27 protein-coding genes are annotated in these 23,599 nt (G+C 63.8%); 6 read left to right on the top strand and 21 right to left on the bottom strand.

Going from position 1 to position 23,599, the window contains the following annotated elements:
• Positions 1-309 precede the first annotated feature (309 nt).
• The 4 genes from ABIB91_RS12850 to ABIB91_RS12835 form a co-directional block, all read right to left on the bottom strand.
• The gene (locus tag ABIB91_RS12850; RefSeq protein ID WP_007592397.1) at positions 310-732 is read right to left on the bottom strand and encodes a hypothetical protein; all 423 of its coding nucleotides are present in this window, start codon (positions 730-732) and stop codon (positions 310-312) included.
• A gap of 12 nt (positions 733-744) precedes the next feature.
• Positions 745-966, bottom strand: a complete 222-nt coding sequence (locus tag ABIB91_RS12845; protein ID WP_007592399.1) for a hypothetical protein — start codon at positions 964-966, stop codon at positions 745-747.
• 196 nt (positions 967-1,162) lie between these two features.
• Entirely contained in the window at positions 1,163-1,981 is an 819-nt protein-coding gene (locus tag ABIB91_RS12840) for a lytic murein transglycosylase (protein WP_354161309.1), read from the bottom strand.
• Between the two features lie 38 nt (positions 1,982-2,019).
• Positions 2,020-3,873 (bottom strand): flavin-containing monooxygenase, encoded by a 1,854-nt coding sequence (locus ABIB91_RS12835; RefSeq protein ID WP_354161306.1) that lies wholly within the window; start codon positions 3,871-3,873, stop codon positions 2,020-2,022.
• A gap of 177 nt (positions 3,874-4,050) precedes the next feature.
• Between ABIB91_RS12835 and ABIB91_RS12830 the strand changes: the two genes are divergently transcribed.
• Positions 4,051-5,676: a long-chain fatty acid--CoA ligase gene (locus tag ABIB91_RS12830; protein ID WP_354161303.1), complete on the top strand. Its 1,626-nt coding sequence runs from the start codon at positions 4,051-4,053 to the stop codon at positions 5,674-5,676.
• A 43-nt stretch (positions 5,677-5,719) separates the two neighbouring features.
• Positions 5,720-6,931: an acyl-CoA dehydrogenase family protein gene (locus tag ABIB91_RS12825; protein WP_354127877.1), complete on the top strand. Its 1,212-nt coding sequence runs from the start codon at positions 5,720-5,722 to the stop codon at positions 6,929-6,931.
• 211 nt (positions 6,932-7,142) lie between these two features.
• Here ABIB91_RS12825 and ABIB91_RS12820 read toward each other — a convergent pair whose 3' ends face one another.
• Both ABIB91_RS12820 and ABIB91_RS12815 read right to left on the bottom strand, forming a co-directional pair.
• Complete coding sequence (locus ABIB91_RS12820; RefSeq protein WP_354161300.1) at positions 7,143-8,051, bottom strand: amino acid ABC transporter substrate-binding protein; 909 nt, start codon at positions 8,049-8,051, stop codon at positions 7,143-7,145.
• 178 nt (positions 8,052-8,229) lie between these two features.
• On the bottom strand, positions 8,230-8,649 hold the full coding sequence (locus ABIB91_RS12815) for a nuclear transport factor 2 family protein (protein ID WP_354127875.1): 420 nt from the start codon (positions 8,647-8,649) through the stop codon (positions 8,230-8,232).
• A gap of 143 nt (positions 8,650-8,792) precedes the next feature.
• Here ABIB91_RS12815 and ABIB91_RS12810 point away from each other — a divergent pair, with 143 nt between their 5' ends.
• Both ABIB91_RS12810 and ABIB91_RS12805 read left to right on the top strand, forming a co-directional pair.
• Positions 8,793-10,034, top strand: a complete 1,242-nt coding sequence (locus tag ABIB91_RS12810; RefSeq protein WP_354161297.1) for an amidohydrolase family protein — start codon at positions 8,793-8,795, stop codon at positions 10,032-10,034.
• Positions 10,035-10,248: 214 nt separating this feature from the next.
• Positions 10,249-10,560, top strand: coding sequence for a hypothetical protein (locus tag ABIB91_RS12805; RefSeq protein ID WP_354161294.1), 312 nt, complete (start codon positions 10,249-10,251; stop codon positions 10,558-10,560).
• Positions 10,561-10,572: 12 nt separating this feature from the next.
• Here the strand turns inward: ABIB91_RS12805 and ABIB91_RS12800 are convergent, their stop codons facing one another.
• The 7 genes from ABIB91_RS12800 to ABIB91_RS12770 all read right to left on the bottom strand — a co-directional run bounded on the left by ABIB91_RS12800 (position 10,573) and on the right by ABIB91_RS12770 (position 16,804).
• Positions 10,573-11,496, bottom strand: coding sequence for a DUF1932 domain-containing protein (locus ABIB91_RS12800; protein ID WP_354161291.1), 924 nt, complete (start codon positions 11,494-11,496; stop codon positions 10,573-10,575).
• A complete protein-coding gene (locus ABIB91_RS12795) occupies positions 11,496-12,365 on the bottom strand; it encodes a substrate-binding domain-containing protein (RefSeq protein ID WP_354161288.1) in 870 nt (289 codons plus the stop codon). Before ABIB91_RS12795 ends, ABIB91_RS12800 begins: the two co-directional genes overlap by 1 nt.
• Before the next feature lie 83 nt (positions 12,366-12,448).
• A complete protein-coding gene (locus tag ABIB91_RS12790; RefSeq protein ID WP_354161285.1) occupies positions 12,449-13,132 on the bottom strand; it encodes a 4-carboxy-4-hydroxy-2-oxoadipate aldolase/oxaloacetate decarboxylase in 684 nt (227 codons plus the stop codon).
• Positions 13,129-13,842: a PIG-L deacetylase family protein gene (locus ABIB91_RS12785; RefSeq protein WP_354161282.1), complete on the bottom strand. Its 714-nt coding sequence runs from the start codon at positions 13,840-13,842 to the stop codon at positions 13,129-13,131. Before ABIB91_RS12785 ends, ABIB91_RS12790 begins: the two co-directional genes overlap by 4 nt.
• A gap of 42 nt (positions 13,843-13,884) precedes the next feature.
• Complete coding sequence (dctA, locus tag ABIB91_RS12780; RefSeq protein ID WP_354161279.1) at positions 13,885-15,183, bottom strand: C4-dicarboxylate transporter DctA; 1,299 nt, start codon at positions 15,181-15,183, stop codon at positions 13,885-13,887.
• Positions 15,180-16,064: an amidohydrolase family protein gene (locus tag ABIB91_RS12775; RefSeq protein ID WP_354161276.1), complete on the bottom strand. Its 885-nt coding sequence runs from the start codon at positions 16,062-16,064 to the stop codon at positions 15,180-15,182. Before ABIB91_RS12775 ends, dctA begins: the two co-directional genes overlap by 4 nt.
• 29 nt (positions 16,065-16,093) lie before the next feature.
• Positions 16,094-16,804, bottom strand: coding sequence for a TetR/AcrR family transcriptional regulator (locus ABIB91_RS12770; protein ID WP_354161273.1), 711 nt, complete (start codon positions 16,802-16,804; stop codon positions 16,094-16,096).
• Positions 16,805-16,919: 115 nt separating this feature from the next.
• Here ABIB91_RS12770 and ABIB91_RS12765 point away from each other — a divergent pair, with 115 nt between their 5' ends.
• Positions 16,920-17,900 carry a tripartite tricarboxylate transporter substrate binding protein gene (locus ABIB91_RS12765; protein ID WP_354161270.1) on the top strand — a complete coding sequence of 327 codons (981 nt, stop codon included), beginning with the start codon at positions 16,920-16,922 and terminating at the stop codon, positions 17,898-17,900.
• An 86-nt stretch (positions 17,901-17,986) separates the two neighbouring features.
• Here ABIB91_RS12765 and ABIB91_RS12760 read toward each other — a convergent pair whose 3' ends face one another.
• On the bottom strand, positions 17,987-19,135 hold the full coding sequence (locus ABIB91_RS12760) for a mechanosensitive ion channel family protein (RefSeq protein ID WP_354161267.1): 1,149 nt from the start codon (positions 19,133-19,135) through the stop codon (positions 17,987-17,989).
• A gap of 127 nt (positions 19,136-19,262) precedes the next feature.
• On the opposite strand from ABIB91_RS12760, the gene ABIB91_RS12755 reads away from it, so the two are divergent.
• On the top strand, positions 19,263-20,513 hold the full coding sequence (locus tag ABIB91_RS12755; RefSeq protein ID WP_354161264.1) for a DUF763 domain-containing protein: 1,251 nt from the start codon (positions 19,263-19,265) through the stop codon (positions 20,511-20,513).
• 38 nt (positions 20,514-20,551) lie between these two features.
• Here the strand turns inward: ABIB91_RS12755 and ABIB91_RS12750 are convergent, their stop codons facing one another.
• The 7 genes from ABIB91_RS12750 to ABIB91_RS12720 all read right to left on the bottom strand — a co-directional run bounded on the left by ABIB91_RS12750 (position 20,552) and on the right by ABIB91_RS12720 (position 23,537).
• Positions 20,552-20,794, bottom strand: coding sequence for a hypothetical protein (locus tag ABIB91_RS12750; RefSeq protein ID WP_007592431.1), 243 nt, complete (start codon positions 20,792-20,794; stop codon positions 20,552-20,554).
• Between the two features lie 34 nt (positions 20,795-20,828).
• Entirely contained in the window at positions 20,829-21,092 is a 264-nt protein-coding gene (locus ABIB91_RS12745; protein ID WP_035992883.1) for a hypothetical protein, read from the bottom strand.
• A 15-nt stretch (positions 21,093-21,107) separates the two neighbouring features.
• Positions 21,108-21,335 carry a hypothetical protein gene (locus ABIB91_RS12740; RefSeq protein ID WP_219682579.1) on the bottom strand — a complete coding sequence of 76 codons (228 nt, stop codon included), beginning with the start codon at positions 21,333-21,335 and terminating at the stop codon, positions 21,108-21,110.
• A 3-nt stretch (positions 21,336-21,338) separates the two neighbouring features.
• Positions 21,339-21,539: a hypothetical protein gene (locus tag ABIB91_RS12735; RefSeq protein ID WP_007592432.1), complete on the bottom strand. Its 201-nt coding sequence runs from the start codon at positions 21,537-21,539 to the stop codon at positions 21,339-21,341.
• 9 nt (positions 21,540-21,548) lie between these two features.
• Positions 21,549-21,731: a hypothetical protein gene (locus ABIB91_RS12730; protein ID WP_007592434.1), complete on the bottom strand. Its 183-nt coding sequence runs from the start codon at positions 21,729-21,731 to the stop codon at positions 21,549-21,551.
• Positions 21,732-21,864: 133 nt separating this feature from the next.
• Positions 21,865-23,121, bottom strand: coding sequence for a cytochrome P450 family protein (locus tag ABIB91_RS12725; protein WP_354161258.1), 1,257 nt, complete (start codon positions 23,119-23,121; stop codon positions 21,865-21,867).
• A gap of 89 nt (positions 23,122-23,210) precedes the next feature.
• The gene (locus ABIB91_RS12720) at positions 23,211-23,537 is read right to left on the bottom strand and encodes a hypothetical protein (protein ID WP_007592438.1); all 327 of its coding nucleotides are present in this window, start codon (positions 23,535-23,537) and stop codon (positions 23,211-23,213) included.
• Between the last annotated feature and the right edge of the window lie 62 nt (positions 23,538-23,599).

Raw genomic sequence — 23,599 nt, 5'->3', positions numbered from 1 at the left:
GCAGCGCACAAACCAGCCTGGGGCTCCCCCAAGAAACCCGTTTCCAGATGCGACGAAACACGCCTGAAACAGATGGCCGGTTATCTAGTTGTCAAAATCATACAGGGACGGCCATCATGCAATTCTTCCTCGACCTGATCTGGGATTACTCCTGCTGTCAGCACCTCGTCGCCCTACCGCTGCAGGAGGACGAGCTATGATCGAACTGATCTCGGCCTTGCTTGCGCTTTGCAGCGTCGGCGTTTTTGCAGCGCACGCGGTAGATGCCTATCGCACCACACATTACTGATAGGCACTGATAGGCCCACCCTAGAACGGCCGCCGGTAGAAGTGCTCCGAATGTGTTGCCGGCGGAAACCTGTTGGCGAGCGCGAGAGCTCCCCTTTCGTCGGTCTCGAGCGCGATCTTCTGTGCGAGCATGACGTCGCCGGGGACGAGAAAGCCTGACGGGACGAAGCACCACCCCATCGTCGCATTTCCGGCCGCGTCGATCTCATGGACATTTGCGGCGGTGCCATAATGGATGCGATACGTCTTGCCGGTATCGCAGCCGACGACATCGAAATGCCGGTACTGCTCGAATTGCGCGCGCTGCGCCGGTGACAGCCATTCGGCCAGGAGCCGGCGACCCCGGGCATCCGGCGTGTTCTCGCCGAAGAAGCGCCGATAGAGTTCGCGTAGCGCATGCAAACGCGCACGCGCCGGCGCGCGGAGCCAGACTGCCGCGATCATGAGCAGCTCAGATCAACCGCCGACCAGGCGGGGATAGAACAGCGTTTCCTGCGCGGTCGGGTCAAACGATCGGATCCGGGTGACTTCGCCAGGTCCGGTTCGCAGCGCGGCGGTGAAGCCCGCTCCGGTCAGCTCCCGAAAGCGCCGCTCGGCCCGAGCCAGCGCTTCGGCATTGCCAGGATCAAACTCGTGGCGCGTGTCGCCAGTCTGGTCCATCACGATCTGGGTTGCCATGTTGAGTCTCCTCATGCCCAGCCCTGTTCGATCAAAGCAAACCTCGTGCCGTCGGTTCCAGTTGGCAACAACTTTCTCTTGCCCGCGCATCACGCCTTGCTGAGCAGGAGCGTGTCCAAGCGAAGTGGATGCCGGTTCGCCTAAGGAAAACGCGCCAAAACAAGGAGCCAGAGCCCCGTTCGAAACGGGGCTCTGGTCAGCGCGAGGCGGCCGTACCTCCGCCCTCATCGATCTGCCGTCCCATCAGGGCGATCGCCTTCTGATAAACGCCGGCGGCATTCCAGGCTTCGATGGCGGCGAAATTCGGCTCGCCCGGCTGGTAACCCGCTCCGGCACGCCAGCCATGGGCTTTCAGGAAATTCGCTGTCGAGTTCAGCGCATTGGCGGCAACTTCGAGATTGCCGGTGCCGTAGGCCAGGATGTTCTTGGGCATGAACTGGGTCTGACCGACTTCGCCGTGCATCGAGCCGCGGGTTGCCCCCGACAGCGTGCCGCGATCGATCAGCTTCAGCGCCGCATAGAGCTGCTCGGTGAAGAATTCGGGACGGCGGCAGTCATAGGCGAGCGTCGCAATCGAGGAGAGCATGTTCTGGTTGCCGCGCTGGCTGCCGAATCCGGTCTCCATGCCCCAGATCGCGATCAGCGGCCCCGGCGGGACGCCATAGCGCTGCTGGATCGAGGCGAACAAGGCGGCCTGCGAGTTCTTGAGCTGACGCCCCTTGGCGACGATGGTGGTGGCGCCGCGCTTGGCGAGGAACTGGTCGAGCGACAGCGAGAAGCTGCGCTGGCCGCGGTCGGCCGCGATGGTGGCACTCGCGTAATTGGTCTGCATCAGCGCCGCGAGCGCGGTCTGGCCGATGCCCTTGCCCTGCGCTTCCGCACTGAACTCGCGCTTCCAGGTCTCGAAGCCTGCCGACGAGCTGCCGCATTGCGCGGCGTGGGCGGCGGGCGCCAGGCAGCCGAGCAGCGTCATCGCCCCAAAAACCGCCCCCGCCACAGTTCTGCCCCTGATCATCTCGATGTCCTCTCTCTGGCGCGATCCAATGCCCGAGCTTACCCGGACGAAGGCGCCGACTCCATGGCGTGATCATACGACAGTTCCAGTCCGTCCAAATTGCCCTCCTTACGCCACTTGTCGAGCAGCCGCAGGAATGCCACCGGCCCGCGCCAATACTGGCTGTTTCTCGCCGCGATCGGATCGAACACGCCTTCATTGTTGTAGTAGCCGGGCGTGCATTCAGCGAGATAGGTCTGGCGGCCGAGCGCGGCTTTGACCACCTCCTCGACCCAGGCGTTCTCGGCATCGAGCGTCGGCTCCAGCGTCCGCGCTTTGCGCTTGCGCGCCTCGGCGATCACATAGGCGATGTGCTGCGACTGCTCGTCGATGATGTGCGGAAAGTTGGCGCTCTGGCCGGCCTGCACCATGACGATCAGGAAGCAGTTCGGGAAGCCGCGGCTGTAGAAGCCATGCATCGTCTTGATGCCGTCGCGCCAGCGCTCGGACAGGCGCGTGCCATCGCGTCCATAAATCTCGAAGCCCATACGACGGGCGTAATCGGTACCGACTTCGAAACCGCTGGCATAGATCAGGCAGTCGAGTTCGTAGGCGTGGCCGTCGACCACGACGGCATTCTCGGTGATGCGATCGACGCCCTGTCCCCTGGTATCGACGAGATGCACATTGGGACGATTGAACGTGTCGAGATATTCGTCGTGGAAACACGGCCGCTTGCAGAAGGCCTTGTACCAGGGCTTTAACGCCGAAGCAGTCATCTCATCCTTGACGATCGCATCGACGCGCGCCCGGATCTCTTCCATCTTGCGATAATCAGCCTGCTCGATGACCTTGAGCGCCTCCTCGATCGAGGTCACCGGCTGGGGCTGGCGGCGCGGCGCCAGCAGGATCTCGCCGAGCAGGCCGGTCCAGCCGTCCTGCACCAGATCCTGTTCGAATGGCTCGCCCGAGATCACGGCGGTGAAATTGTCCATGCGTTCGCGCTGCCAGCCAGGCCTGAGCCCCTGCGCCCAGCTCTGATCCGTCGGGCGGTCGTCGCGCACGCCGATCGCCGACGGCGTACGTTGGAAGACGTAGAGCTCCTTGGCCGAGCGGCCGAGATGCGGCACGCATTGCACGGCGGTGGCGCCGGTGCCAATGATCCCGACGCGCTTGTCGCCAAGACCGGTCAGACCACCTTCGGCCGTGCCTCCGGTGTAGGCGTAATCCCAGCGGCTGGTGTGGAAGCTGTGTCCTCTGAAGCTTTCGATGCCGGGAATACCCGGCAGCTTCGGACGGCTCAACGGGCCGCCAGCGAGGATGACGAAGCGCGCGCCGATGCAATCACCGCGATCGGTCTCGACCAGCCAGCGTGCCTCGTACTCCTGCCATTCCATGCGCGTGATGACGGTCTGAAACAGAGCGCGCTCATAGAGGCCGAAGTGACGGCCGATGCGGCGCGAATGTTCGTAGATCTCGGGTGCTCGCGCATATTTGCGCACCGGCATGTAGCCGGTCTCTTCCAGCAACGGCAGGTAAATGTAGCTCTCGGTATCGCAGGCCGCACCAGGGTAGCGATTCCAGTACCAGGTGCCGCCGAAATCGGCGGCCTTTTCCACGACCCGGAAATCATCGATGCCGGCTTCGCGCAGTCGCGCGCCACACAGAAGGCCGCCGAAGCCGCCGCCGACGATGAGCACCTCGTTCTGTTCGCTGACGGCCTCGCGCGCGAATCCGGAATTGGCCCAGGGATCGTCGAGATAGCGCCCGAACTCGCCGGTCATCTCGACATATTGCGCCTTGCCTTCGGCGCGCAGGCGCCGATCGCGCTCGTCGCGATAGCGCGCACGGAGTGCGTCAATGTCGAGTGTAGATTCGCCGGCTGCACCGGTCTTGTGTCTTTCCGCTGACATTCATTTCCTCCGGGGCGGAAACTGCTTCGCCGGCAGCTCGCATCACTTAGCCCTGAAAAAGAGACGCATGCAATCACGTCCCTCGCTTTTTACGTGAACGTCGCGTGGCGTTCCGCTAACCTCAAGCGCACATCACAAGCGCACGCCATGCAACGACATGGCGGTCCGGAGGAGACGATGCAGGGATTGATGATGGACATGCCGCTCCTGATCAGCGGCCTGATCCAGTATGCGGCCGATTATCACGGCGAGGCCGAGGTCGTCGCCCGCGAGATCGAGGGCGACATCCATCGCTACACCTATGCCGACGCCCATCCGCGCATCAAGCGCATGGCATTGGCCCTCAAGAGGCTCGGCATGATGCCCGGCGACAGGGTCGGCACGCTGGCCTGGAATACGCACCGTCACTTCGAGATGTTCTATGCCGCGCCGGGCATGGGCTACGTGTTGCACACCGTCAACCCGCGGCTGTTTCCCGAACAACTCGTCTACATCGTCAATCACGCCGAGGACCGCCTGCTGTTCATCGACCGCGCCACGCTGCCGATCGTGGAGGCAATCGCGCCGCAGCTCACATCGATCGAAGCCTATGTCGTGATGTCCTCGCGCGAGCGGATGCCGGAGACCAGGCTTGCCAACGTCCATTGCTACGAGGACCTGCTGGAGAACGAGCACGACGCCGGCTTCGTCTGGCCGGAGTTCGACGAAAAGTCGGCGTCCACGATCTGCTACACCTCCGGCACCACCGGCAATCCGAAGGGCGTAATCTATTCGCACCGCGCCGCGATCCTGCAGACCATGGTCTCCTGCAATTTCGACTTCCTGCCCGGGCACCTGGAAGGCGTGCGCGAGGTGATGATGCCGATGGCGCCGCTGTTCCACGGCAACGGTTGGAACATGCCGTTCACCGCGCCCTATACCGGCTCGAAGCTGGTGCTGCCCGGCCGCAATTACGAGCCGGACAAGCTCTACGAATTGCTCGAAGGCGAGAGGGTGACGCTGTCCGCGGGCGTGCCGAGCTTCTGGCTGATCCTGCTCGACTGGTTAGGGCGCACCGGCAACAGGTTCTCGACACTTCGTGCAACATTGTCGTCAGGCTCGGCACCGCCGCGCGCAATGGTCGAGAAGCTCAAGCGCGAGTACGACGTCGACTACGTCCAGGCCTGGGGCATGACCGAAGCCTTGGGCTGCTCGATGCCTGGCCTGCGGCCGGGCTCCGAGCATCTCGACGACAAGGAGAGGTTCGACCGCCGCCAGGTGTCCGGCCGCGCCTGTTTCGGCACCGCCTTGCGCATCGTCGACGACGGCGGCAACGAGCTGCCGCGCGACGGCAAGAGCGTCGGCCATCTGCGCGCGCGGGGACCGTGGGTTGCGTCCGGCTACATGAAACTCGACGAAGGCCTCGACCGCGACAGCTGGCTGATCACCGGCGACATGGCCGTGATCGACCCACAGGGCCACGTCACGCTGACCGACCGCTCCAAGGATGTAATCAAGTCCGGAGGCGAATGGATCTCCTCGATCCAGCTCGAGGACGTCGCCTTGTCTCACCCCGATGTGCTGCAAGCCGCCGTGGTCGCGATCAACCATGAGAAATGGCAGGAGCGGCCTCTGCTCCTCGTCGTCCGCAAGAAGGGCACGACCGTCGACGGCAAGACGCTACTCGACCACATGCGCCCCAAGATCGCGAGCTGGTGGATGCCCGACGCCGTCGAGTTCATGGACGAGTTCCCGATGACCGGCACCGGCAAGGTGCTCAAATCCGCGCTGCGCGAGAAATTCAAAGAGTATCGCGTCGCCTGAGCCGATTGCGCACCGGCCTGTCCATCGATTGAGGAGACCAAAGATGCTCTACTCGATGTCCCCCAAAATCGTTGAGCTCAAGCGCAGGCTCGAAAGTTTCATGGACCGGCACATCTATCCGAACGAGGAACGTTTTTATCGCGAGGCGGAGGAGCTGGGCCCCTGGAAGGTCTATCCGGTCGTCGAGGAGCTGAAGCCGCTGGCGCGCGCTGAAGGCCTCTGGAATCTGTTCCTGCCGGACTCCGGCTACGGTGCGGGCCTCACCAACCTCGAATATGCCCCGCTCTGCGAAGTCATGGGCCGCTCGCATCTCGCGCCCGAAGTCTTCAACTGTTCGGCGCCCGATACCGGCAACATGGAGGTGCTGGAGCGCTATGGCACGGAGAACGACAAGGAGCGCTGGCTGAAGCCGCTGCTCGCTGGCGAAATCCGCTCCTGCTTCGCCATGACCGAGCCCGCCGTCGCATCGTCCGATGCGACCAACATCGAAAGCTCGATCGTCCGCGACGGCGACCATTACGTCATCAACGGCCGCAAATGGTACACCACCAACGCGACCGACCCGCGCTGCAAGATCTGCATCTTCATGGGCAAGACCGATCCTGACAATGCGGACCGCCACAAGCAGCAATCCATGATCCTGGTGCCGATGGACACAGCGGGCGTCGAGGTCAAGCGTCCCCTGCCCGTGTTCGGCTTCTACGGCGTGCCCGACCGTGCCTCCGAGGTCGTCTTCACCGATGTGCGCGTGCCCAAGGAGAACATGCTGCTCGGCGAGGGCCGCGGTTTCGAAATCGCGCAGGGACGCCTCGGCCCCGGCCGCATCCACCATTGCATGCGGCTGATCGGGCTCTCCGAGCGCACACTGGAGAAGATGTGCCGCCGGGTGCGCAGCCGCGTCGCCTTCGGCAGGCCGGTTTCCGAGCAGACGGTGACGCAGGAGCGAATCGCTGAAGCCCGCATCATGATCGAGCAGGCCCGGTTGCTGACGCTCAACGCCGCCCACGCGATGGATACCGTCGGCAACAAGGTGGCGAAAGCCGAGATCGCGATGATCAAGGTCGCTGTGCCCAACATGGCCTGCCAGATCATCGACTGGGCGATCCAGGCCCATGGCGGCGGCGGCACGTCGAACGATTTCGGATTGACGCAGGCCTACGCGACCGCGCGCTTGCTGCGTCTCGCCGACGGCCCGGACGAGGTCCACAGGAACCAGATCGCGCGGTTCGAGCTGAAGAAATATTCGAACGCGTAAAACACTGCACTCGCCGGAAGCACAGTGCCATCTTCCCTTCTCCCCTTGCGGGAGAAGGTGGCGCGAAGCGCCGGATGAGGGGTATCTATCCGCGGAGACAGACCCCTCACCCGAGTGAGCGTGCATCAACCAGCGGAGATGCCCTCTCCCGCAAGGGGCGAGGGCACAATGACAAGCAGCCGATTGCAACCAGCGCCTTGGCGCCCTCGCCTCAGTTCACCACGTACACATCCGGATCGAAGCTGGAGCTCGGCTTCTTGAAGGCGTTGCGCAAGGCGCCCGACATCGGGACGTTGTAGTTGAGGCCGTTCGGCGGCGTCGGCGATTCCAGCCACTTCTTGTAGAGGACCTCGATCTCCTGGCTGGCGTATAGCTCCGCGGTGGCGCGGTCGGCGAGCGCCTTGAACGGCGCGTCCTCCCGCCGCAGCATGATCCCGTAAGGCTCGGGCTTCGAGAACGTCTCCTCGCTGATCATGAACAGCTGCGGCTCCTTCGAGCGCGCGATCGCGACCGCGAGCTGCACGTCGTCGAGCGCGTAGGCCTGGGCGCGGTCGGTTTCCAGCAACAGGAAGGCCTCGGCCTGGCCCTTGGCCGGCATCACGTTGATGCCGAGATTGCGCTCGGTGTTGACCTTGGCGAGCTGCGTCAAATTGACCGAGCCAGCCACCGCCGTCACCGCTTTGCCCTTGAGATCGTCGATGGTGTTGATCTTCGCGGCTTTCTTGGCCGCAAATCGCGTCGCGCTGAGAAAGTGCGTGTTGGTGAAGGCGACCTGCTTCTGGCGATCGGCATTGTTGGTGGTCGCCGAGCAATGCAGGTCGAGCGTCCCGTTGACCATCAGCGGAATCCGGTTCGACGACGTCACGGCGATGGTGTCGACGGCGATGTCGGGCATACCAAGCTGTTTCTTCACGGCATCCACGATCCTGAGGCAGATATCCATGGCAAAGCCGACCGGCTTCTGGTTGCCATCGAGATAGCTGAACGGGACCGAGGCCTCCTGATAGCCCAGCGTGATCTTCTTGGTCTCTTTGACTTTCTGAAGCGTACCCGACAGGTCTTCGGCGGAGGCGGCAGTTGCAAGGCATGTGAAGGCCAGGACAACAGTGGGTAAACGCATTGGGAACTCCTCGAGGAGGCTCGCGCCTCCATGCCGGGCGCAGCAATCGCTCCCTTGATAGCGCAGGCCCGCGACAGCCGCCACACGAGCTTGCATCTATCAGCTATCGCGGCTTGCGATATGGTGACCGGCCGTTTGTCTCTGTGGAGTCAGGGCAGCTCAAGCGCCAGGATGGCGCTTACGCATCGATACCGCGCTGGACCAGGATCCGCTCGGCGCTGTCGTTCCAGACATCCATCTTGGTGATCTGGCCATTCCGGACCACGAAGCGGTCGACGTAGCGGTTGCCCTCGAACGCGGTCCCATCCATCCATTCGCCGTAGAGCGTGCCGACGCTATAGACCACGGTCTCGCCGTCGCCGGGGCAGACGTCGAACCGATCCATCTTCTTCTTGACCCAGCGGTAGCGCTTGGCGTTGAACCCGGTCGGGCCCCGCGGATGATCGAACTCGCGCCCGCCGGTAAAGGTGATCACCGTGCCCGGCGCCATATAGGCCGCCGCGGCGTCCGGATCGGGGATCATCGACGCCGTGAGATAGGCTTCAACGATCTCGGCGTCGGACGACGGACCGGCTTCGGCTTTTGCGGTAGCGGACATGGCTCATTCTCCCGGGGTTGCGGAATACTACCGCCGCTCTCGGGGAATACGTGCATATATTTTGAACATTTCCGTCGCTACACTGCCGACAATCTGGAGCCGCCAAACGCGGCCGAATGCACTAAATTCCTTCCCCAAGAGCCATGACAACGCAACCCGCCTTTGACCTAATCTTTCGCAACGCCTTGCTGCGTGGTGCCGCCGACCCGATGGACATCGGCGTCACGCGCGGCCGGATCACCGCCATCGAACCGACGCTCGCCTGCGAGGCCGTTGAGGTCGATGTCGGAGGGCGTCTCGCCCTGCCCGGCTTCGTCGACAGCCACATCCACCTCGATAAGGCCTGCCTGCTCGGCCGCTGCGGGCATGATCACGGCAGCGTCTCCGAAGCGATCCGCGCCGTCTCCGGGATGAAGAAGGATTTCTCGGTCGAGGACGTCTACGCGCGCGGCGCCCGGGTGCTCGAACGTGCCATCGTCCACGGCACCACGCGCATGCGAACCCACGTCGAGATCGATCCGCGCATCGGCTTGCGCGGATTCGAGGCGGTGAAGGCGCTGAAGCGTGACTATGCCTGGGCGATCGACCTGTCGCTCTGTGTCTTTCCGCAGGAAGGCCTCACCAACGATCCCGGCAGCGAGGAGCTTCTGATCAAGGCGCTGCGCGATGGGGGCGCGGTGATCGGCGGCTGTCCTTACACGGACACCGATCCGAACGCCCATCTCGCACGCATCTTCGACCTCGCCGAGGCGTTCGACGTGGACGTCGATCTCCATCTCGATTTTGATCTCAATCCCTCCTGGTGGCACCTCGACGAGGTCTGCCGGCAGACCGAGCGGCGCAACTACGGGGGCCGCGTGGCAATCGGCCATGCGACGAAGCTCTCCGCACTGCCACCGGAGCGGCTGAGGGCCGCCACTGCGCAACTGGAGAAGGCCGGCGTAGCCGTCACCGTGCTGCCGGCAACCGATCTCTATTTGATGGGGCGCGAGGCGACCCACAACGTGCCACGCGGGCTGACGCTCGTCCACAAGCTCGCCGGCGACGGCGTGCTGTGCTCGATCGCGACCAACAACGTGCTCAATCCCTTCACGCCGTTCGGTGATGCCTCACTGCTGCGAATGGCGAATTTCTACGCCAACGTCGCGCATGCCTCGGTCAACGACTTCGATACCTGCCTTGATCTCGTGACCGAGCTGCCGGCGCGGCTGATGAACCTCGGGGATTACGGCATCGAGGTTGGGAATCCGGCCGATCTCGTTGTGCTCGACACGCAAGACAGCCGCTTCGCCATCGCCGAGCTGCCGGATATCGTGATGGGCTTCAAGAGCGGCCGACAGACTTTTGCATGGCAACGGCCCACTCTATTTCGCCCTGGTTCCTGATCCGCTCTCAATGCATATCTGCATTGAAGGGCAGCTTATTACCGAGCAGCTTCCGTTCGATGTTACCGCTGATCGTTCCGCAATTCCAAATCCGGTAGATTCCCGGATAGTAGATTCTTGCTGATTCTCGATAGCTGCGCGCATTGCAAGTCCCGCGGTACCGGCCAATAGTAGGGCCTGCACTGAAGTCTGCATTCAACGGGGAAGCATCGACATGTTCAGCGCATTCAGCAGCATCGACACTCACTCCATTCGAACGAGAACGCCAAGCGAGGCCGCCCTGAAGCGGCTCGACGGCATCGGGCACGTCCTGTCGGACCTCGATCTGGCGGGCGTCCGGACACAGGATGACCTGACGCGCATGCTCCTGACGCTCGATACCGCCGACAAGTGTATTCGATCGATCCGCGCAGAATTCCGGACCGAAGCCGCGAACGATCGGCTGGCCCGCAAGACGGAAGACCTGATGGCGTTGATCGAACGCGCCCGCGACGAGCTCACTGGCTCTCGCACGGCAAAGTCCTGAGCAGGAGCCACCCTAGCTCTCGCGATTGATCTTCGCCAGGATTCGGTCCGCCTCGGTGCGCCAATCAGCGCTGCAGGCGAACTCCTTGGTGCCTTTCGTTCCGAACAGGCCCTCATCGGCGAGGTCCGCCACCCAGGCCTGCCGCTCGGCGGTGCCCTGCGCGGACCACGGCGTCAGCCCCGCTTCACGCACGGTCTCGGCGACCTCGCGTACTTCCTCGGCGCGGCGGCGGCCATGCTCGATCACGCGCTGGAAGCAATAAGCGCCCTGCTTCTCCCAATCGATCGTGGGAAAGGTTTCCGCCAGCGAAGCCAGTACCGCATCCTCGACGCCATAGGCGCGCGCGGTGGTGAAGCTCTCGATCACCATGGCCTCCAGGCCCTTGATCATGATGCTGCGACACATCTTCACCGCCGAGGAAACCCCGAGCTTGTCGCTCGCAACCTTTGCCGCAAAACCGATCGCGTTCAAGAGCGGCTCGAGTTCCCTGGCGTCGGGACCACCGAGCAGCAACGGCACCTTGATGCGATAAGGCGGCACCGACGTCATCACCGCGCCCTCGACATAACGTCCGGCGGCCCCATCGATCAGCGCGGCAGCGCACTGCTTGGCGCCGGGAGACGCCGAATTGAAATCCAGGAACCAGGTGCCTTGATTGATCGCGGCCGCGCAGGCCTCTGCCACCGGGACGGCCTGGCTCGCCGTGACCGCGGAGATGATGAAATCGGACTTCGCGGCCAGCTCGGCGTGAGACGCCGCCAGCGCCACACCGAATTTCGCCGCATGCTCCATCAGCGGTGCGCCCTGCTCGCCCCCGAGCTTGATGTCAAAGGCTGTGACCGTGATGTCCTGCTGGCGCAAATCCTCGGCCAGGATCCTGCCGACCTCGCCGTAACCGACCAGTCCGATCTGCCATCGCCTGGGATCGCCCGCCATCAGTTCAGTCCTCGTGTTGTTGCGTCGAACAGCTCCTCGACAGCATAGCGGCGCGGGATCAGCGCCTGCTGGAACGCGTAGTCGACGATCAGCTCCAGCGACCTTCTGTTCGCTTCGATTCCGAACGGAACAAGGTCCGGCGTTGCCGCAGGCCCCGCCTGCGCCTTGTTTTGCTTGAGCAGATCATAGACGCCCGAAACCACGTCAGGACGCGATTTCGCCAGCTGCTCGGTCACGACCACGAGATGGTTGACCGGGACCACGCCGCGGCGCGCGTACCATATGGCGGCTTCCGCGGCCGGATCGGGGAACAGCGGCCTCAGTTTCGGATCGCTCGAGGCCTCACCGAGGACGGCGTCGAGCTCGCCGTCGAGCAGCATCTGCAAGATCTTCTTGCCCTTCGGCGCGCGCTCGGTGGTGTCGACATATTCGGCGACGTGCGGATCCTCGAAGGTGACCCAGCGGATCTTGCCGAGGTTGACGCCGTAGTCGTTGGCGAGGATGCCCCTGATCCAGGCTCCGGTCGTGGTCGTGAAGGAGCGGATGCCGATGCGCTTGCCTTCCAGATCGGACGGCCCAAGCGTTCCACGCGCAGGATTATAGAGCGCGTAGGAGTGCTGAAAGCGGCCGAGCATGGCTGCAGGCAGCAGCACCAGCGGCTTGCCATGCGCCTTCGCCATCAGATAGGTGACGATTGCCATCTCGCAGACGTCGAAGGCCTGCTCGCGCACCATCGGTTTGAACGCAGTGTTGGTCGGCGTGTATTCGATAAAGTCGAGGTCGAAGCGGTCGGAGCGGAGCTCGCCGCTCTTCACCGCCTCGACATGGCGGTGACTGCCGAGCACGGCCTTCAGCTTGAGACGATCCATCGGCCCACTCCGCTTCTCGAGAGCATGATCCGGAAAAGTGTGAAGCGGTTTTCCGAATAGATCATGCTCAAAAAATACTACGCTCAGACATCCTCGGGATCGTCGACGTAAACGAGCCCCGCTTTCGCCAAGGCCTCACGCATGCTGTACATGTCGAGGCCCAGCTCGCCCGAAGCCAGCCGCTTGCGCTTGCCGCCTTCGTCGGCGTTGCGCTTCTTCGCCTTCTCGGCGACCTCGGCGGCGTAGCGCTTCGGCACGACCACGACGCCGTCGTCATCGGCCACGACGATGTCGCCGGGATCGACGTTGACGCCGGCGCAGACCACGGGGACATTGACCGAGCCAAGCGTGGCCTTCACGGTGCCCTTGGCCGAAACCGCGCGCGACCACACCGGAAACTTCATCTCGTGCAGCGCTTTGACGTCGCGGCAGCCGGCATCGATAATCAGCCCGTGCACGCCGCGCGCCTGCAGCGAGGTTGCGAGCAGCTCGCCGAACATGCCGTCGGTGTTGTCGGTGGTGCAGCCGACGACGAGAATGTCGCCCTTCCTGCACTGCTCGACCGCGACATGAATCATCCAGTTGTCGCCGGGTTGCGCCAGCACAGTGACGGCGGGACCGGCGATCGCCGCGCCCGGCCAGACTGGCCGCAGATACGGCTTCATCAGGCCGAGCCGGCCATAGGCCTCGTGCACGGTCGAGACGCCGTACTCCGCCACGGCGGCGGGATCGGCGCGCTTGATGTTACGAACGACGACTGGCTTCATGCCAGCTCCTCCGCTACCGTCGGGAACAGCCGCTGATAGGCCTCGCCATAGGTCATCGGCACGCCGGTGTTACGGCTGCCCTGGATGCCACGATTGAGCGCGACGCGCTCGTAATAGCCCCAGAGATGCTTCTGCGCAGCGAGGATCTGGAACGCCTCGTACTTCTCCTTCCAGACCTCGTCGATCTTGAGAAGCAGGTCCGGCTTGTAATTGCATTGCTCCGGCTGGTGCGGCTCGAACAGGAACACCGGCGGCGCCGAATATTTGTACTGCGCTCCGGGCTTGTGACCCATGGCCTGCGCGACCACGCGGGTTTCCTGCGCGAAATGCGCCGCGTTCGGATGGTCGAAATTATAGGGGTCCTCCAGCGCATGCGTCAGCACGAAGCTCGGATTGAGCTCGCGGTAGATGTCGACCATGCGGTCGAAATGCGCCTCGGTCAGCTTCAGCGGATAGTCGCCGCAGTCGAAGAACTCGATCTCGGCGCCGAGCAGTTTTGCAGCACGCTCCGCCTCGTCCTTGCGGCCGGCCTTGACCGATTCCAGCGTCGCGCCCTTCTCCTTCCAGGCGAACTGGCTCTCGCCGCGCTCGCCGAAGGACAAGCAGACGATCTTCATGCGATAGCCCTTCTTCGCATGCAGCGCGACGGCACCTCCAGCGCGCCAGACGAAATCGCCCGGATGGGCCGTGATCACGAGACCTGTTTTCATGGGACAAACTCCCCTCTTTTGTTCGTCAACGTCATAAGTTCATCAAGCCGCGACAGCGGGTTCCTCGCCGTCGAGCACGCGTCTGAGGCGGTCGCCATCGAGCGCGCCTTCCCATTTGGCAATCGCGATCGTCGCAACCGCGTTCCCGATCAGATTGGTCGGCGTCAACCCCTGCGACATTAAGCGATGGATGCCGAGCACCAGCGCCACGCTCGTCACCGGAATGCTGCCGGTGGCGGACAGCGTTGCCGCCAGCACGACAAAGGCGGCGCCCGCGATTCCCGCCGCGCCCTTGGAGGTCACGAGCAGGATCAAAAGCAACTCGATCTGCTCGGCGAGCCCGAGCGGCGTGTTGGTCGCCTGCGCCAGGAAAACCGAGGCGGCGGCCAGGTACAGGCAGGTGCCGTCGAGATTGAAGGAATAGCCGGTCGGGATCACCAGGCCAACGACGCTCTTCTCGCAGCCGGCCTTCTCCAGCTTGGTCAGCATGCGTGGCAGCACCGTCTCAGACGATGTCGTGGCAATGCAGATCAAGAGCTCTTCCCAGACGTAGCGGATCAGCTTGAGCAGCGAGAAGCCGCACAGCCGCGCGACTGGACCGAGCGCCACGACGATGAAGATCACGCAGGTGAGATAAAAGCCGCCGAGGAGTTTGCCGAGGGAGGCCAGCGATCCGACGCCGAACTTGCCGACCGTGAAGGCGATGGCGCCAAAGGCGCCGATCGGCGCCGCCCACATCACGAAGCCGACGACGGTGAATACCATTTTGGCGGCGATGTCGATGAGATAGACCAGCGGCGCGGCGCGCTCGCCGAGCTGCACCAGCGCAAATCCGCACAGTACGGCGATGAAGAGCACCTGGAGGATGTTGCCCTCAGCAAAGGCGCCAATGAACGTCGCGGGCACGATGTTCATCAGGAACGGCACGAAGCCGATCACGCCGGTCTGCTTGACATAGGGTTCGATCGCGCTGGCATTGATGGTGGCTGGATCGATGTTCATGCCGACGCCGGGCTTGAGCAAGTTCACCGCAACAAGGCCAATGATCAGCGCAATCGTGGTCATGATCTCGAAATAGACGATCGCCTTGACCGCGACGCGGCCCACCCGCGCCATGTCGGCCATATGGGCAATGCCATGGACGACCGTGCAGAAGATGATCGGTGCGATCAGCATCCGGATCGCCTTGATGAAGGCGTCGCCCAAAGGCTGCATCCTGGCGCCCGCCTCGGGATTGACGATCCCAAGCGCGACGCCGGCGGCCATGGCGATGAGCACCTGGATCCAGAGCTCCTTCCACCAGGCGCGGCCGCGCGGCTTGTCGATCGCCAGCGCCGTCATTGGTCGAACTCGAACAGGCGCGCTGGATTATCGACGAGGATCTTCTGCTGATACTCCGGCTCCAGCGCGAACAGCGGGATCAGGTCGACGAGGTCGCCGTCGTTCGGCATCGCCTTGACGTTGGGATGTGGCCAATCGGTGCCCCAGATGACGCGGTCGGGCGCGGTCTCGACGATCTTTCGCGCGAATGGCACGGCGTCGGTGAACGGCGGACCGGCCGATGACACCCGCTCCGATCCGCAGATCTTGACCCAACACTTCTCGTCGCGCTGCATCAGCTCGATCAGGATCTTGAACGGAAGCTGATCGAGCCCTTCGGACGCCTTCACCCGTCCCATATGGTCGATCGTGTAGCTCAGCGGCAGCCTTGTCAGCATGTCCGCATATTCAGGCAGATCGATCGCGTCGAAATGCAGGTCGATGTGCCAGCCGAGCGGCGCGACCATCGCGACGATGCGGTCGAACACACGCTTGTCGGGAACGCCGCCGAGATGGCGGACGAAATTGAAGCGGCAGCCGCGGAAGCCGCCCTCGTGCAGCACGCGGAGCCCGCGCTCCGTGATGGTGTCATCGATATTGGCAACCGCGCGATAGGCGCCGTTGCTCTGCGCGATGGCGTCGAGCGCCACCGTGTTGTCGGTGCCGTGCACACTGGCATTGACGATGACGGCACGTCCGACGCCAAGCTTGGCATGTAGCGCGCGGAAATCGGCGAGCGGCGCATCGGGCGGCGTGTAGGAACGGTCCGGCGCGTAAGGGTATGTCGCGCCGGGCCCGAAGATGTGGCAATGCGCATCGCAAGCCAGCTTCGGCAGCTTGAACTTCGGCGTGCGCGTGTTCGGATCGGGCGGCGGGATGGTCGGTGTGTACATCATTGCCATCGGATAAACCGCCGAACGAGACCGAGTGTTCAAGTCTTGCTGCTGACGACCGGTCGTCGCCGTGCCGGTGCAGCCTGATCGAGCGCCGGCGCCTGGAACGCGGCCACGGTGGCTTGCACCAATTGCTCGATGGCGCTTGCGGCATCGCTGCCGTCGGCCTCGCCGCGCGACAGGCGCGAGACGCGATCCGGCGTCACCAGCGAATAATAGAGCGCGCCGAGCAGGAAGTGGCTGCGCCAGACGATGTCGGTGCGCGGAACGTGCGGCAGGCTTTCGTGGATCGCGTCGATGAAGGCGTGGCTGGTGTCGTCAAAAGTCTGCGCGATGATTTTCCGCGCGACCTCATTGCCCTCCGCAGACATCACCGCGCGCAGCCGCGTGAACCGCGCTCCGCCCCCGGCAAGATCGCTGCCCGAGGTGAAGGCCGGCACGACATAGGCCCGCACCACCGCTTCGAGCCGGTCCTGGAGATCGCGCACGCGTTTGGCGGCCGCGAGCAGCTCGGAACGGCGCAAATTCATTGGCCCGCAATGGCGCCGATAGATCTCCAGCAGCAGGCCGTCCTTGGTCTTGAAATGATAGGTGACGCTGCCGGGATTGGCGCCGGCGGCCTGTGCGATATCGCGGACCGACACGGCGTTGAAGCCGTTGGTGGCGAACAGCTCCTCGGCCGCGGCGAGGATAGCCTCGCGCATGTTCGGCTTGCGGGCCGTTTCCCTGCTGGTGGGGTTGCGTATCATGTGATTTGTACTATCGTACAAAAGATCAGGTCTCGTCAACAAAAACCGTGGGCAGCGTCCGGACGGCTCGAAAGACCGACGGTCCGCGCGCAGACGCCCGCAAGGAGTGCTGGAAATGCTGGGTTTGAACAAGAAGATCGGCAGCTTGATGCTGGGTGCCGGTCTGCTGCTGGGAGGCGGCGGCGCCGAGGCCGCCGACAACTATCCGAGCAAGCCGGTTCACATCCTTGTCCCTTATGCCGCCGGTGGCGCGGTCGACGTGCTCGCGCGCACGCTCGCACAGGCATTGGCGAAAACCTGGGGCCAGCAGCCGGTGATCGACAACCGTCCCGGCGCCGGCGGCATCGTCGCCTCGCAGGCCCTGACGCAAGCCGCCCCCGACGGATACACGCTGATCCTGGTCGCGAGCGGTCATCCCCTCAATCAGTTCATCTATCCGAGCGTGCCCTACGACACGTTTAGGGATTTTACCGCGATCGCCGAGGTCGCCTCCTCACCGCTCGCGATCGTTGTCGCCAAGGACAGCCCCTACAAGACGCTCGGCGATCTCCTCGCTGCGGCGAAGAAGGACCCTGACAAGCTCTCCTACGGCATGTCGGGCAACGGCACCTCGGCGCATCTCGCCGGTGAGCTATTGAAATACATGTCCGGCACCAAGATCGTTGCGATCCCCTACAAGGGCGGCGCCCCCGCGCTGACCGCCGTAATCGCCGGTGACATCCCGCTCAGCATCAATCCACTTGCGGAGGCCATCAGCCAGATCGAAGGCGGCCCGGTGCGCGCGCTCGCGGTGACTTCGGCCGAACGCTCGAAGGCGCTGCCCAATGTTCCGACTGTCGCCGAGTCGGGCGTGCCGGGTTACGACGTCTCCGTCTGGTGGGGCGTTCTTGGCCCCGCGAAAATGCCGCCGGAGATCGTGGCGAAGCTCGAAACCGATCTGAAGGCGGCGTTGCAGGACTCGAACGTACTGTCGACGCTCGGCAAGATCGGCGCGGCCCCGGTCGGCTCTTCCTCCAAGGATTTCGACGCCTACATGCATGCCGAGGCGACCAAATGGGAGCCGGTGCTGAAGGCCGCCGACATCCGCGCGCAATGAGGTGCTTCGCATGAGGACCGACGCGCTCGACACGATCCAGCAGCGAGCGGGCTTGCGCGGCGCGACGAAGGCGGCGCGCGAGTAGGTCAATTGCGTGCGCTCGCCCGCCTCTTCTCCGGCGGCGCGGGACGCCGCACGAAATCGGCGTCATCGTCGCCTCGCCCCGACGGGATCAGGATCGCGCGCTCGCGCGGCAGCGCTTCCGGCATCTCGTCGCGGATGAAGGCGATGAGCTTCTCCCTCATCTCGCAGCGCAAATCCCAGGACTGCGGCGCGTTCCTGGCGCTGACGAGGGCGCGAAGTTCGATGGTGCGAGAATCCGCGTCGATCACCTGGAGATTGACCACCTCGCCGTCCCAGAGCTTGGACTCCTTCACTGCTTCTTCCAGCCAGCGCCGGATCCGCGGAACGTCCGCGCGGTAGTCGACGTGGAGCGCGATCACGCCGATCAGGGACGCGGTGTCGCGGGTCCAGTTCTGGAATGGTTTTTCGATGAAATAGGACAGCGGCACCACCATGCGGCGCCAGTCCCACAGACGGATCACGACATAGGTCGAGGCGATGTCCTCGACCCAGCCCCACTCGTTCTCGATGATCACGGCATCCTCGATGCGGATCGGCTGTGTGATCGCGATCTGCATGCCCGCGATCAGATTGCTCAGCAGCGGCCGGGCGGCAAGACCGACGATGATACCGGCCGCTCCGGCGGAGGCGAACAGGCTGACGCCGTATTGCCTGACCGAGTCGAATGTCATCAGCGCCGTCGAGACCGTGATGATGACGATGATGATATCGGTGACGCGCTTGAAGACGCGGACCTGGGTGACGTGCTTGCGCGCGACGAAATTCTCGGTGACGTCGCGAAAGTTCAGGAGATACCGTGCCGCGCTCATATCCACGATCCGGATCGAGATCCAGCCGATCAGCGCGATGAAAGCAACGACGAACAGGCGCGTCAGCGGCGTGCGGAAGGCGTCGTCCAGCGGCGCGAGCGGCAGCACCAACGCCACGGCGGCAAGACAGACGGCCAGCTGAGCAGGGCCCGCCGTGCGCTCGATGAACACGGTCACGAGCGGGAGACGGGTTCCGAACGCGCGGTTGAACAGCCAAACCGCGAGACGGTAGATCGACAGGGCCATCAGGATCGCGCCAACGACCAGACACAGGCCGATGAACCACGACGGTATCCACCCGAACATCCTGTCGATGTCGGCCAAAAGGGTCTGCCGATTCATTAAAGTCCCCGCATTTGCATTCGCGCTTGCCGTTCAACGCGTCGCAGCGTGGTTCGCTCCCCCGCTCTGTGCAACGCAGCATCCCTCTGGTGCAATCATCGCCGAACTGCGCTATTTGTGGTCAATCATGACTCGACGGACCGGCAGCGCCGATCTTCCCCTTCACACAGGCCGGGTTCCACCCTGGCTGGCCACCCGCATGTCTTCGCTCGGCGCGATCGTCACCCAGGCGATCGTGCATCACTACGGACGAGATGCATTCCTTCAGCGGCTCTCGCACCCGTTCTGGTTCCAGTCGTTCGGCGCCGTAATGGGAATGGACTGGCACTCCTCCGGCATCACGACGTCGGTGATTGGCGCGCTGAAGCGGGGTTTGGGCCCGCTGCAGGATGAGCTCGGAATCTACGTCTGCGGCGGGCGCGGCCAGCACTCGCGCAAGACCCCGGACGAACTGATGCAGCTCGGCGACCGCGTCGGCTTCGACGGCGCAATGCTCACGCGTGCGAGTCGCCTCGTTGCGAAGGTTGACAGCGCCGCGGTCCAGGACGGCTTTGACCTCTACCTGCACGGATTCTTCGTCACCGCCGACGCCAAATGGACCGTGGTGCAGCAGGGCATGAACGGCGACAAGCGGCAGGCCCGCCGCTATCATTGGCATTCCGAGGCACTGAAGAGTTTTGTCGACTCACCGCACAGCGCGATCGACGGGCCGCTGCAAGGCGAGATCGTCAACCTCACCGACCATCGCGCTGATATCTCGCGCTCCGCGCAGCTCGAACTGTTGAGTGATCTCGGCCCCGATCGCATTCTTTCCGAATTCGAGCGGCTCAGCGGGACTGCGCCAGAGCCCGCGCAGGCGATGCTGCCGCACCTGATCATGCCCGCGCATCACGACGTCCGGCCAAAAGATGTGTTCGCGCGCCGCCTGCACGGCACACTCGCGGCCGCGGCCGAGCGCGGCCCGGTCGACTTTCCGGAGCTGCTGCTGACGCCCGGCGTTGGCGCGCGCACGGTGCGTTCGCTGGCGATGGTCGCCGAAGTCGTGCACGGCGCGCCCTACCGCTTCAACGATCCCGCCCGCTTCTCGCTTGCCCACGGCGGCAAGGACCGGCATCCCTACCCTGTTCCAATCAAGGTCTATGACGAAACCATTCGCGTGCTGAAGGGAGCGATTCAGAACGCAAAGCTCGGGCGCGAGGAAGAGATGCAGGCGATCAAGCGCCTCGACGACCAGGCGCGGCGGCTGGAGCGCACCGCGCACGGGCCATCCGTCGATACGTTCATCGCCGGAGAGCGTGCCGCCTCGCCCGATCTCGACGGCCGCTCCGTGTTCGGCTGGGAGCGCGATCTCGGGCCGGCAAAAAAGCGGACCGGCTGAAAACCGGTCCGCGAGTTCAGCGGAAAGCAGCGCCGCTCTCAGGTCTCGTCGCTGCCCGGCTCCTCATCGAGTCGGTTGGCCGAGTGATCCTGATATTGATCCGTCTGGATCGACTTGCCGTCCATGCCGCGAATGTCCGAATGCTGCTTCTTGTCGCGGTTCGAAAGGACCATGTTGTCGCCGATCTTGTCCTTGGACACGTCCGTCATGGCGCCGGTGCCGTCGCCCTTGCCGTGCATGCCCGATCTGAAATGCGTCTTGCTGCCATGACCACCTGGCATCTTTTTCTCCTCTTGCTTTGATCGCCCGTGAGGCTCAGTGCTTCTGCTGGGCCGGCGTCGGTTTCGGGGGCTTGTGGCCGCTCTGGCCGGTGTCGTTGTGCTTGTTGTGGTCGCTCTCCTGGTTGAGGCCGCCCCGGCTCACCGGAAATTCACTCTGCCGCGCCTCGGGTCGCGCGCGATGGACGGCCGTGTCCTCCGGATTGTGGCCGATGGCTTGGTCAAGCTCTCGCGCGTCTGGAACATCCGGCTTGCGCTCGAGGATGCGAACCTGTTGCTCGTGGGTCTTCTTGCCTTGCATGCTCGTCCTCCGGAGCTATCGGTCTCGTCGGTGCGTGCCACTGCGCGCGACGTCCTTGTCGATGCCGCCAGTGGCGTTCACGTCGTTCTCGACGTCGCCTTCGATCGTGTTCTCGCCCAGGGCGTCCTCGAGGTCCTCAGGCGAGATACCGGCCATCGTTGCGCCCTTCGATCCGCCGATCAGGGGATTTTCGTGCAGATCCTTTTCGGTCGGTGCGTAGAGTTTGGGTTGCTTATTGGTCATGCCTCACCTGCCTCCGCCCTTTCCGGCCTCGTCATGCCTGTGGTGTGAATCGTGCTCGCCACCTCCGCCGGAGACGCGGCTGTGGTTGCGCTGCGGGTCGTCCGCCGGTGGCTTCTTCACTTCGAGCGGTGCCTTCGCATTCTCATGCGAAGCGCCAGGTCCGCCCTGACGGATGCTGTTCGGTGTCTTGGTGGATGTCGACATGTCACCTCCTCAGCGATCCTGCTGATAGCCTTGGTTGGTGGTGTTCTGCTTGATGTTGCCCTGCTGCCCTTGCTGGTCTGGATTTTGCGCACGCTGCTGGCCGTGCGGGGCAGTCGAGGACACTTGCTTGCTGTCGCCGGTTCCCTTCGGGCTTTGGTTCTCGGCCGGAACAGGTGGCATCTTGCCGGTCATGATGCTGTCTCCTGTTGTTGACACGACATCGACCGGAGGAACTCATCCGGCTTTCGATGTCGCAAAAACAACTAGAGCAACGGCATGCCGTTCCTACCGACGAGTCCAGAGAAATTCCGCAAGCGTGTAAGTCTCAGCAGGCCGCTGGCTGGGAACGAACCATCATCGATCCAGCTGCTCCGTGGCCGTCGGGCACGACAGGGAGGTTCGCGATCGCGCGCATGCCCGGTCGCTTGCGCCAGTGGATCTGAGACACGTCCACAGCAAGGCCAAGTTTCGGCCATCGCACGAACAACGCCTCCAGGGCGGACGCCGCCTCGATCCGGGCAAGTTGATGACCGAGGCAGAAATGGATTCCCGTTCCGAAGGACATGTGACGGTTCGGCTTGCGCGCGAGATCGAGGCTGTCGGGACGATCATGCGCCGCCGGGTCCATGTTCGCCGCGGCGAGCATCACCATGACGCGATCGCCCTTCTTGAGACGCACGCCCGCGAGCTCGATATCCCGCCTCACATAGCGCGGCTTGGAGAACTGCACCGGCGACACGAAGCGCAGGAATTCCTCCACCGCAAGCCCGACGCGGCTCCAGTCCTGTGCCAGCCAGTCGCGGACGCCAGGATTTCTGAGGAGCTCGTAGACGGAACCGCTGATGAGATGCGTGGTGGTCTCGGAGCCCGCCGCGAGCAGCAGGAACACCATCGACACCATTTCGTCCGGCGTGATCTGGCCGCCCTCGCGCTCGACCTGGACCAGCTCCGAGATCAGGCCCTCGCCGCCCCGCGCGCGCGCAATCTGAAGCTGCCGTTCGAGGTAGGCTCGCATCTTGCGGAACGCGAACAGCAGCCGGAAGAAGCTGGCGACGTTCGTGAGCGAGGACATCGTATTGGCCCAGGCGATGAAGCGAGGGCGATCGGCCAACGGCAACCCAAGCAGCTCGGAGATCACCGCGAGCGGCAGGATGCGGGCATAGCGCTGGACGAGATCGGCCGGGCTTCCTGCCAGGAACAGCTCGTCGGCGAGACCGTCCGCGATGGCGCGGATCCGCGGCTCCATCGCGACGATCGCGCGGCGGCGGAACGCCTCGTCCACGATGCTGCGCAGCCTTGTGTGGTCAGGCTCGTCCATCGTCAGCATGTTGTTGGCGATGGTTCTAACGTAGTTCGGCATCCACCAGCGCAAACCTGCGACGTCGCCATCCTCCTTGCGCAGCGTGAAATTGCTGCCCTCCTTCAGGACTTGCGCCGCGGCCTCATAGGTCGTGGTGATCCAGACATCGCCGACGAGAGGAAATCGCACCGCGACAACAGCACCGGACATGCGCAACGTCGCGATCGCCCTGGGTGGATCGCGAAAGAAGGCCTCGCTAGTGAAATCGAGGCGTGGTGCCATGTGATCACCGAGTGGCTGGTGCCACCTCAACCAGATGGTGCGCACAGGGCGGCCCGCAAGGGCCGGAAGCGGCGCGATGAGCTGGGTGCCTACCCCCGCCCCGGCGAACGCGGGCTGATCTTGCGCTGCTGCTGGTTGGTGTAGGCGTCCCAATTGCTCCAGCTGCCCTTGCTGAGGCTTTGCAGGTCGGTGGTGAGCGGACGGCGCGTGCGCTTGTCGTGATCGGCGATGGCGCGCTCGGATTGCGCGATCTTGCGCCTGAGTTCCCCGACCGCCTTCTGGGTTTGGCCGTTCCGTTTCGAAGACGCGATCTCGCCCATTGTGAAGCGCGCGGTCTCGAGCGCCTTCAGCTCGGCGCGGTTCTTCTTCAACTGAACCCGGTGCCAGGCGATGTTGCTGTCGCTGTCCGCAACCATGTGGGAACTCCGCTGATTCGTTCCCACAGTGTATCGCGCGCCGAATCGGCGCCGCAACGGGC

The sequence above is a fragment of the Bradyrhizobium sp. JR4.3 genome, from assembly GCF_040547695.1.
GTDB lineage: Bacteria > Pseudomonadota > Alphaproteobacteria > Rhizobiales > Xanthobacteraceae > Bradyrhizobium > Bradyrhizobium canariense.
This window is presented reverse-complemented; position numbering and strand designations above follow the sequence as displayed.

Excerpts from the sequence above, each read along its gene's own strand:
- ABIB91_RS12850 (WP_007592397.1), bottom strand. The coding sequence starts at position 732 with ATGATCGCGGCAGTCTGGCTCCGCGCGCCGGCGCGTGCGCGTTTGCAT.
- ABIB91_RS12845 (WP_007592399.1), bottom strand. The coding sequence starts at position 966 with ATGGCAACCCAGATCGTGATGGACCAGACTGGCGACACGCGCCACGAG.
- ABIB91_RS12840 (WP_354161309.1), bottom strand. The coding sequence starts at position 1,981 with ATGATCAGGGGCAGAACTGTGGCGGGGGCGGTTTTTGGGGCGATGACG.
- ABIB91_RS12835 (WP_354161306.1), bottom strand. The coding sequence starts at position 3,873 with ATGTCAGCGGAAAGACACAAGACCGGTGCAGCCGGCGAATCTACACTC.
- ABIB91_RS12830 (WP_354161303.1), top strand. The coding sequence starts at position 4,051 with ATGCAGGGATTGATGATGGACATGCCGCTCCTGATCAGCGGCCTGATC.
- ABIB91_RS12825 (WP_354127877.1), top strand. The coding sequence starts at position 5,720 with ATGCTCTACTCGATGTCCCCCAAAATCGTTGAGCTCAAGCGCAGGCTC.
- ABIB91_RS12820 (WP_354161300.1), bottom strand. The coding sequence starts at position 8,051 with ATGCGTTTACCCACTGTTGTCCTGGCCTTCACATGCCTTGCAACTGCC.
- ABIB91_RS12815 (WP_354127875.1), bottom strand. The coding sequence starts at position 8,649 with ATGTCCGCTACCGCAAAAGCCGAAGCCGGTCCGTCGTCCGACGCCGAG.
- ABIB91_RS12810 (WP_354161297.1), top strand. The coding sequence starts at position 8,793 with ATGACAACGCAACCCGCCTTTGACCTAATCTTTCGCAACGCCTTGCTG.
- ABIB91_RS12805 (WP_354161294.1), top strand. The coding sequence starts at position 10,249 with ATGTTCAGCGCATTCAGCAGCATCGACACTCACTCCATTCGAACGAGA.
- ABIB91_RS12800 (WP_354161291.1), bottom strand. The coding sequence starts at position 11,496 with ATGGCGGGCGATCCCAGGCGATGGCAGATCGGACTGGTCGGTTACGGC.
- ABIB91_RS12795 (WP_354161288.1), bottom strand. The coding sequence starts at position 12,365 with ATGGATCGTCTCAAGCTGAAGGCCGTGCTCGGCAGTCACCGCCATGTC.
- ABIB91_RS12790 (WP_354161285.1), bottom strand. The coding sequence starts at position 13,132 with ATGAAGCCAGTCGTCGTTCGTAACATCAAGCGCGCCGATCCCGCCGCC.
- ABIB91_RS12785 (WP_354161282.1), bottom strand. The coding sequence starts at position 13,842 with ATGAAAACAGGTCTCGTGATCACGGCCCATCCGGGCGATTTCGTCTGG.
- dctA (WP_354161279.1), bottom strand. The coding sequence starts at position 15,183 with ATGACGGCGCTGGCGATCGACAAGCCGCGCGGCCGCGCCTGGTGGAAG.
- ABIB91_RS12775 (WP_354161276.1), bottom strand. The coding sequence starts at position 16,064 with ATGGCAATGATGTACACACCGACCATCCCGCCGCCCGATCCGAACACG.
- ABIB91_RS12770 (WP_354161273.1), bottom strand. The coding sequence starts at position 16,804 with ATGATACGCAACCCCACCAGCAGGGAAACGGCCCGCAAGCCGAACATG.
- ABIB91_RS12765 (WP_354161270.1), top strand. The coding sequence starts at position 16,920 with ATGCTGGGTTTGAACAAGAAGATCGGCAGCTTGATGCTGGGTGCCGGT.
- ABIB91_RS12760 (WP_354161267.1), bottom strand. The coding sequence starts at position 19,135 with ATGAATCGGCAGACCCTTTTGGCCGACATCGACAGGATGTTCGGGTGG.
- ABIB91_RS12755 (WP_354161264.1), top strand. The coding sequence starts at position 19,263 with ATGACTCGACGGACCGGCAGCGCCGATCTTCCCCTTCACACAGGCCGG.
- ABIB91_RS12750 (WP_007592431.1), bottom strand. The coding sequence starts at position 20,794 with ATGCCAGGTGGTCATGGCAGCAAGACGCATTTCAGATCGGGCATGCAC.
- ABIB91_RS12745 (WP_035992883.1), bottom strand. The coding sequence starts at position 21,092 with ATGCAAGGCAAGAAGACCCACGAGCAACAGGTTCGCATCCTCGAGCGC.
- ABIB91_RS12740 (WP_219682579.1), bottom strand. The coding sequence starts at position 21,335 with ATGACCAATAAGCAACCCAAACTCTACGCACCGACCGAAAAGGATCTG.
- ABIB91_RS12735 (WP_007592432.1), bottom strand. The coding sequence starts at position 21,539 with ATGTCGACATCCACCAAGACACCGAACAGCATCCGTCAGGGCGGACCT.
- ABIB91_RS12730 (WP_007592434.1), bottom strand. The coding sequence starts at position 21,731 with ATGACCGGCAAGATGCCACCTGTTCCGGCCGAGAACCAAAGCCCGAAG.
- ABIB91_RS12725 (WP_354161258.1), bottom strand. The coding sequence starts at position 23,121 with ATGGCACCACGCCTCGATTTCACTAGCGAGGCCTTCTTTCGCGATCCA.
- ABIB91_RS12720 (WP_007592438.1), bottom strand. The coding sequence starts at position 23,537 with ATGGTTGCGGACAGCGACAGCAACATCGCCTGGCACCGGGTTCAGTTG.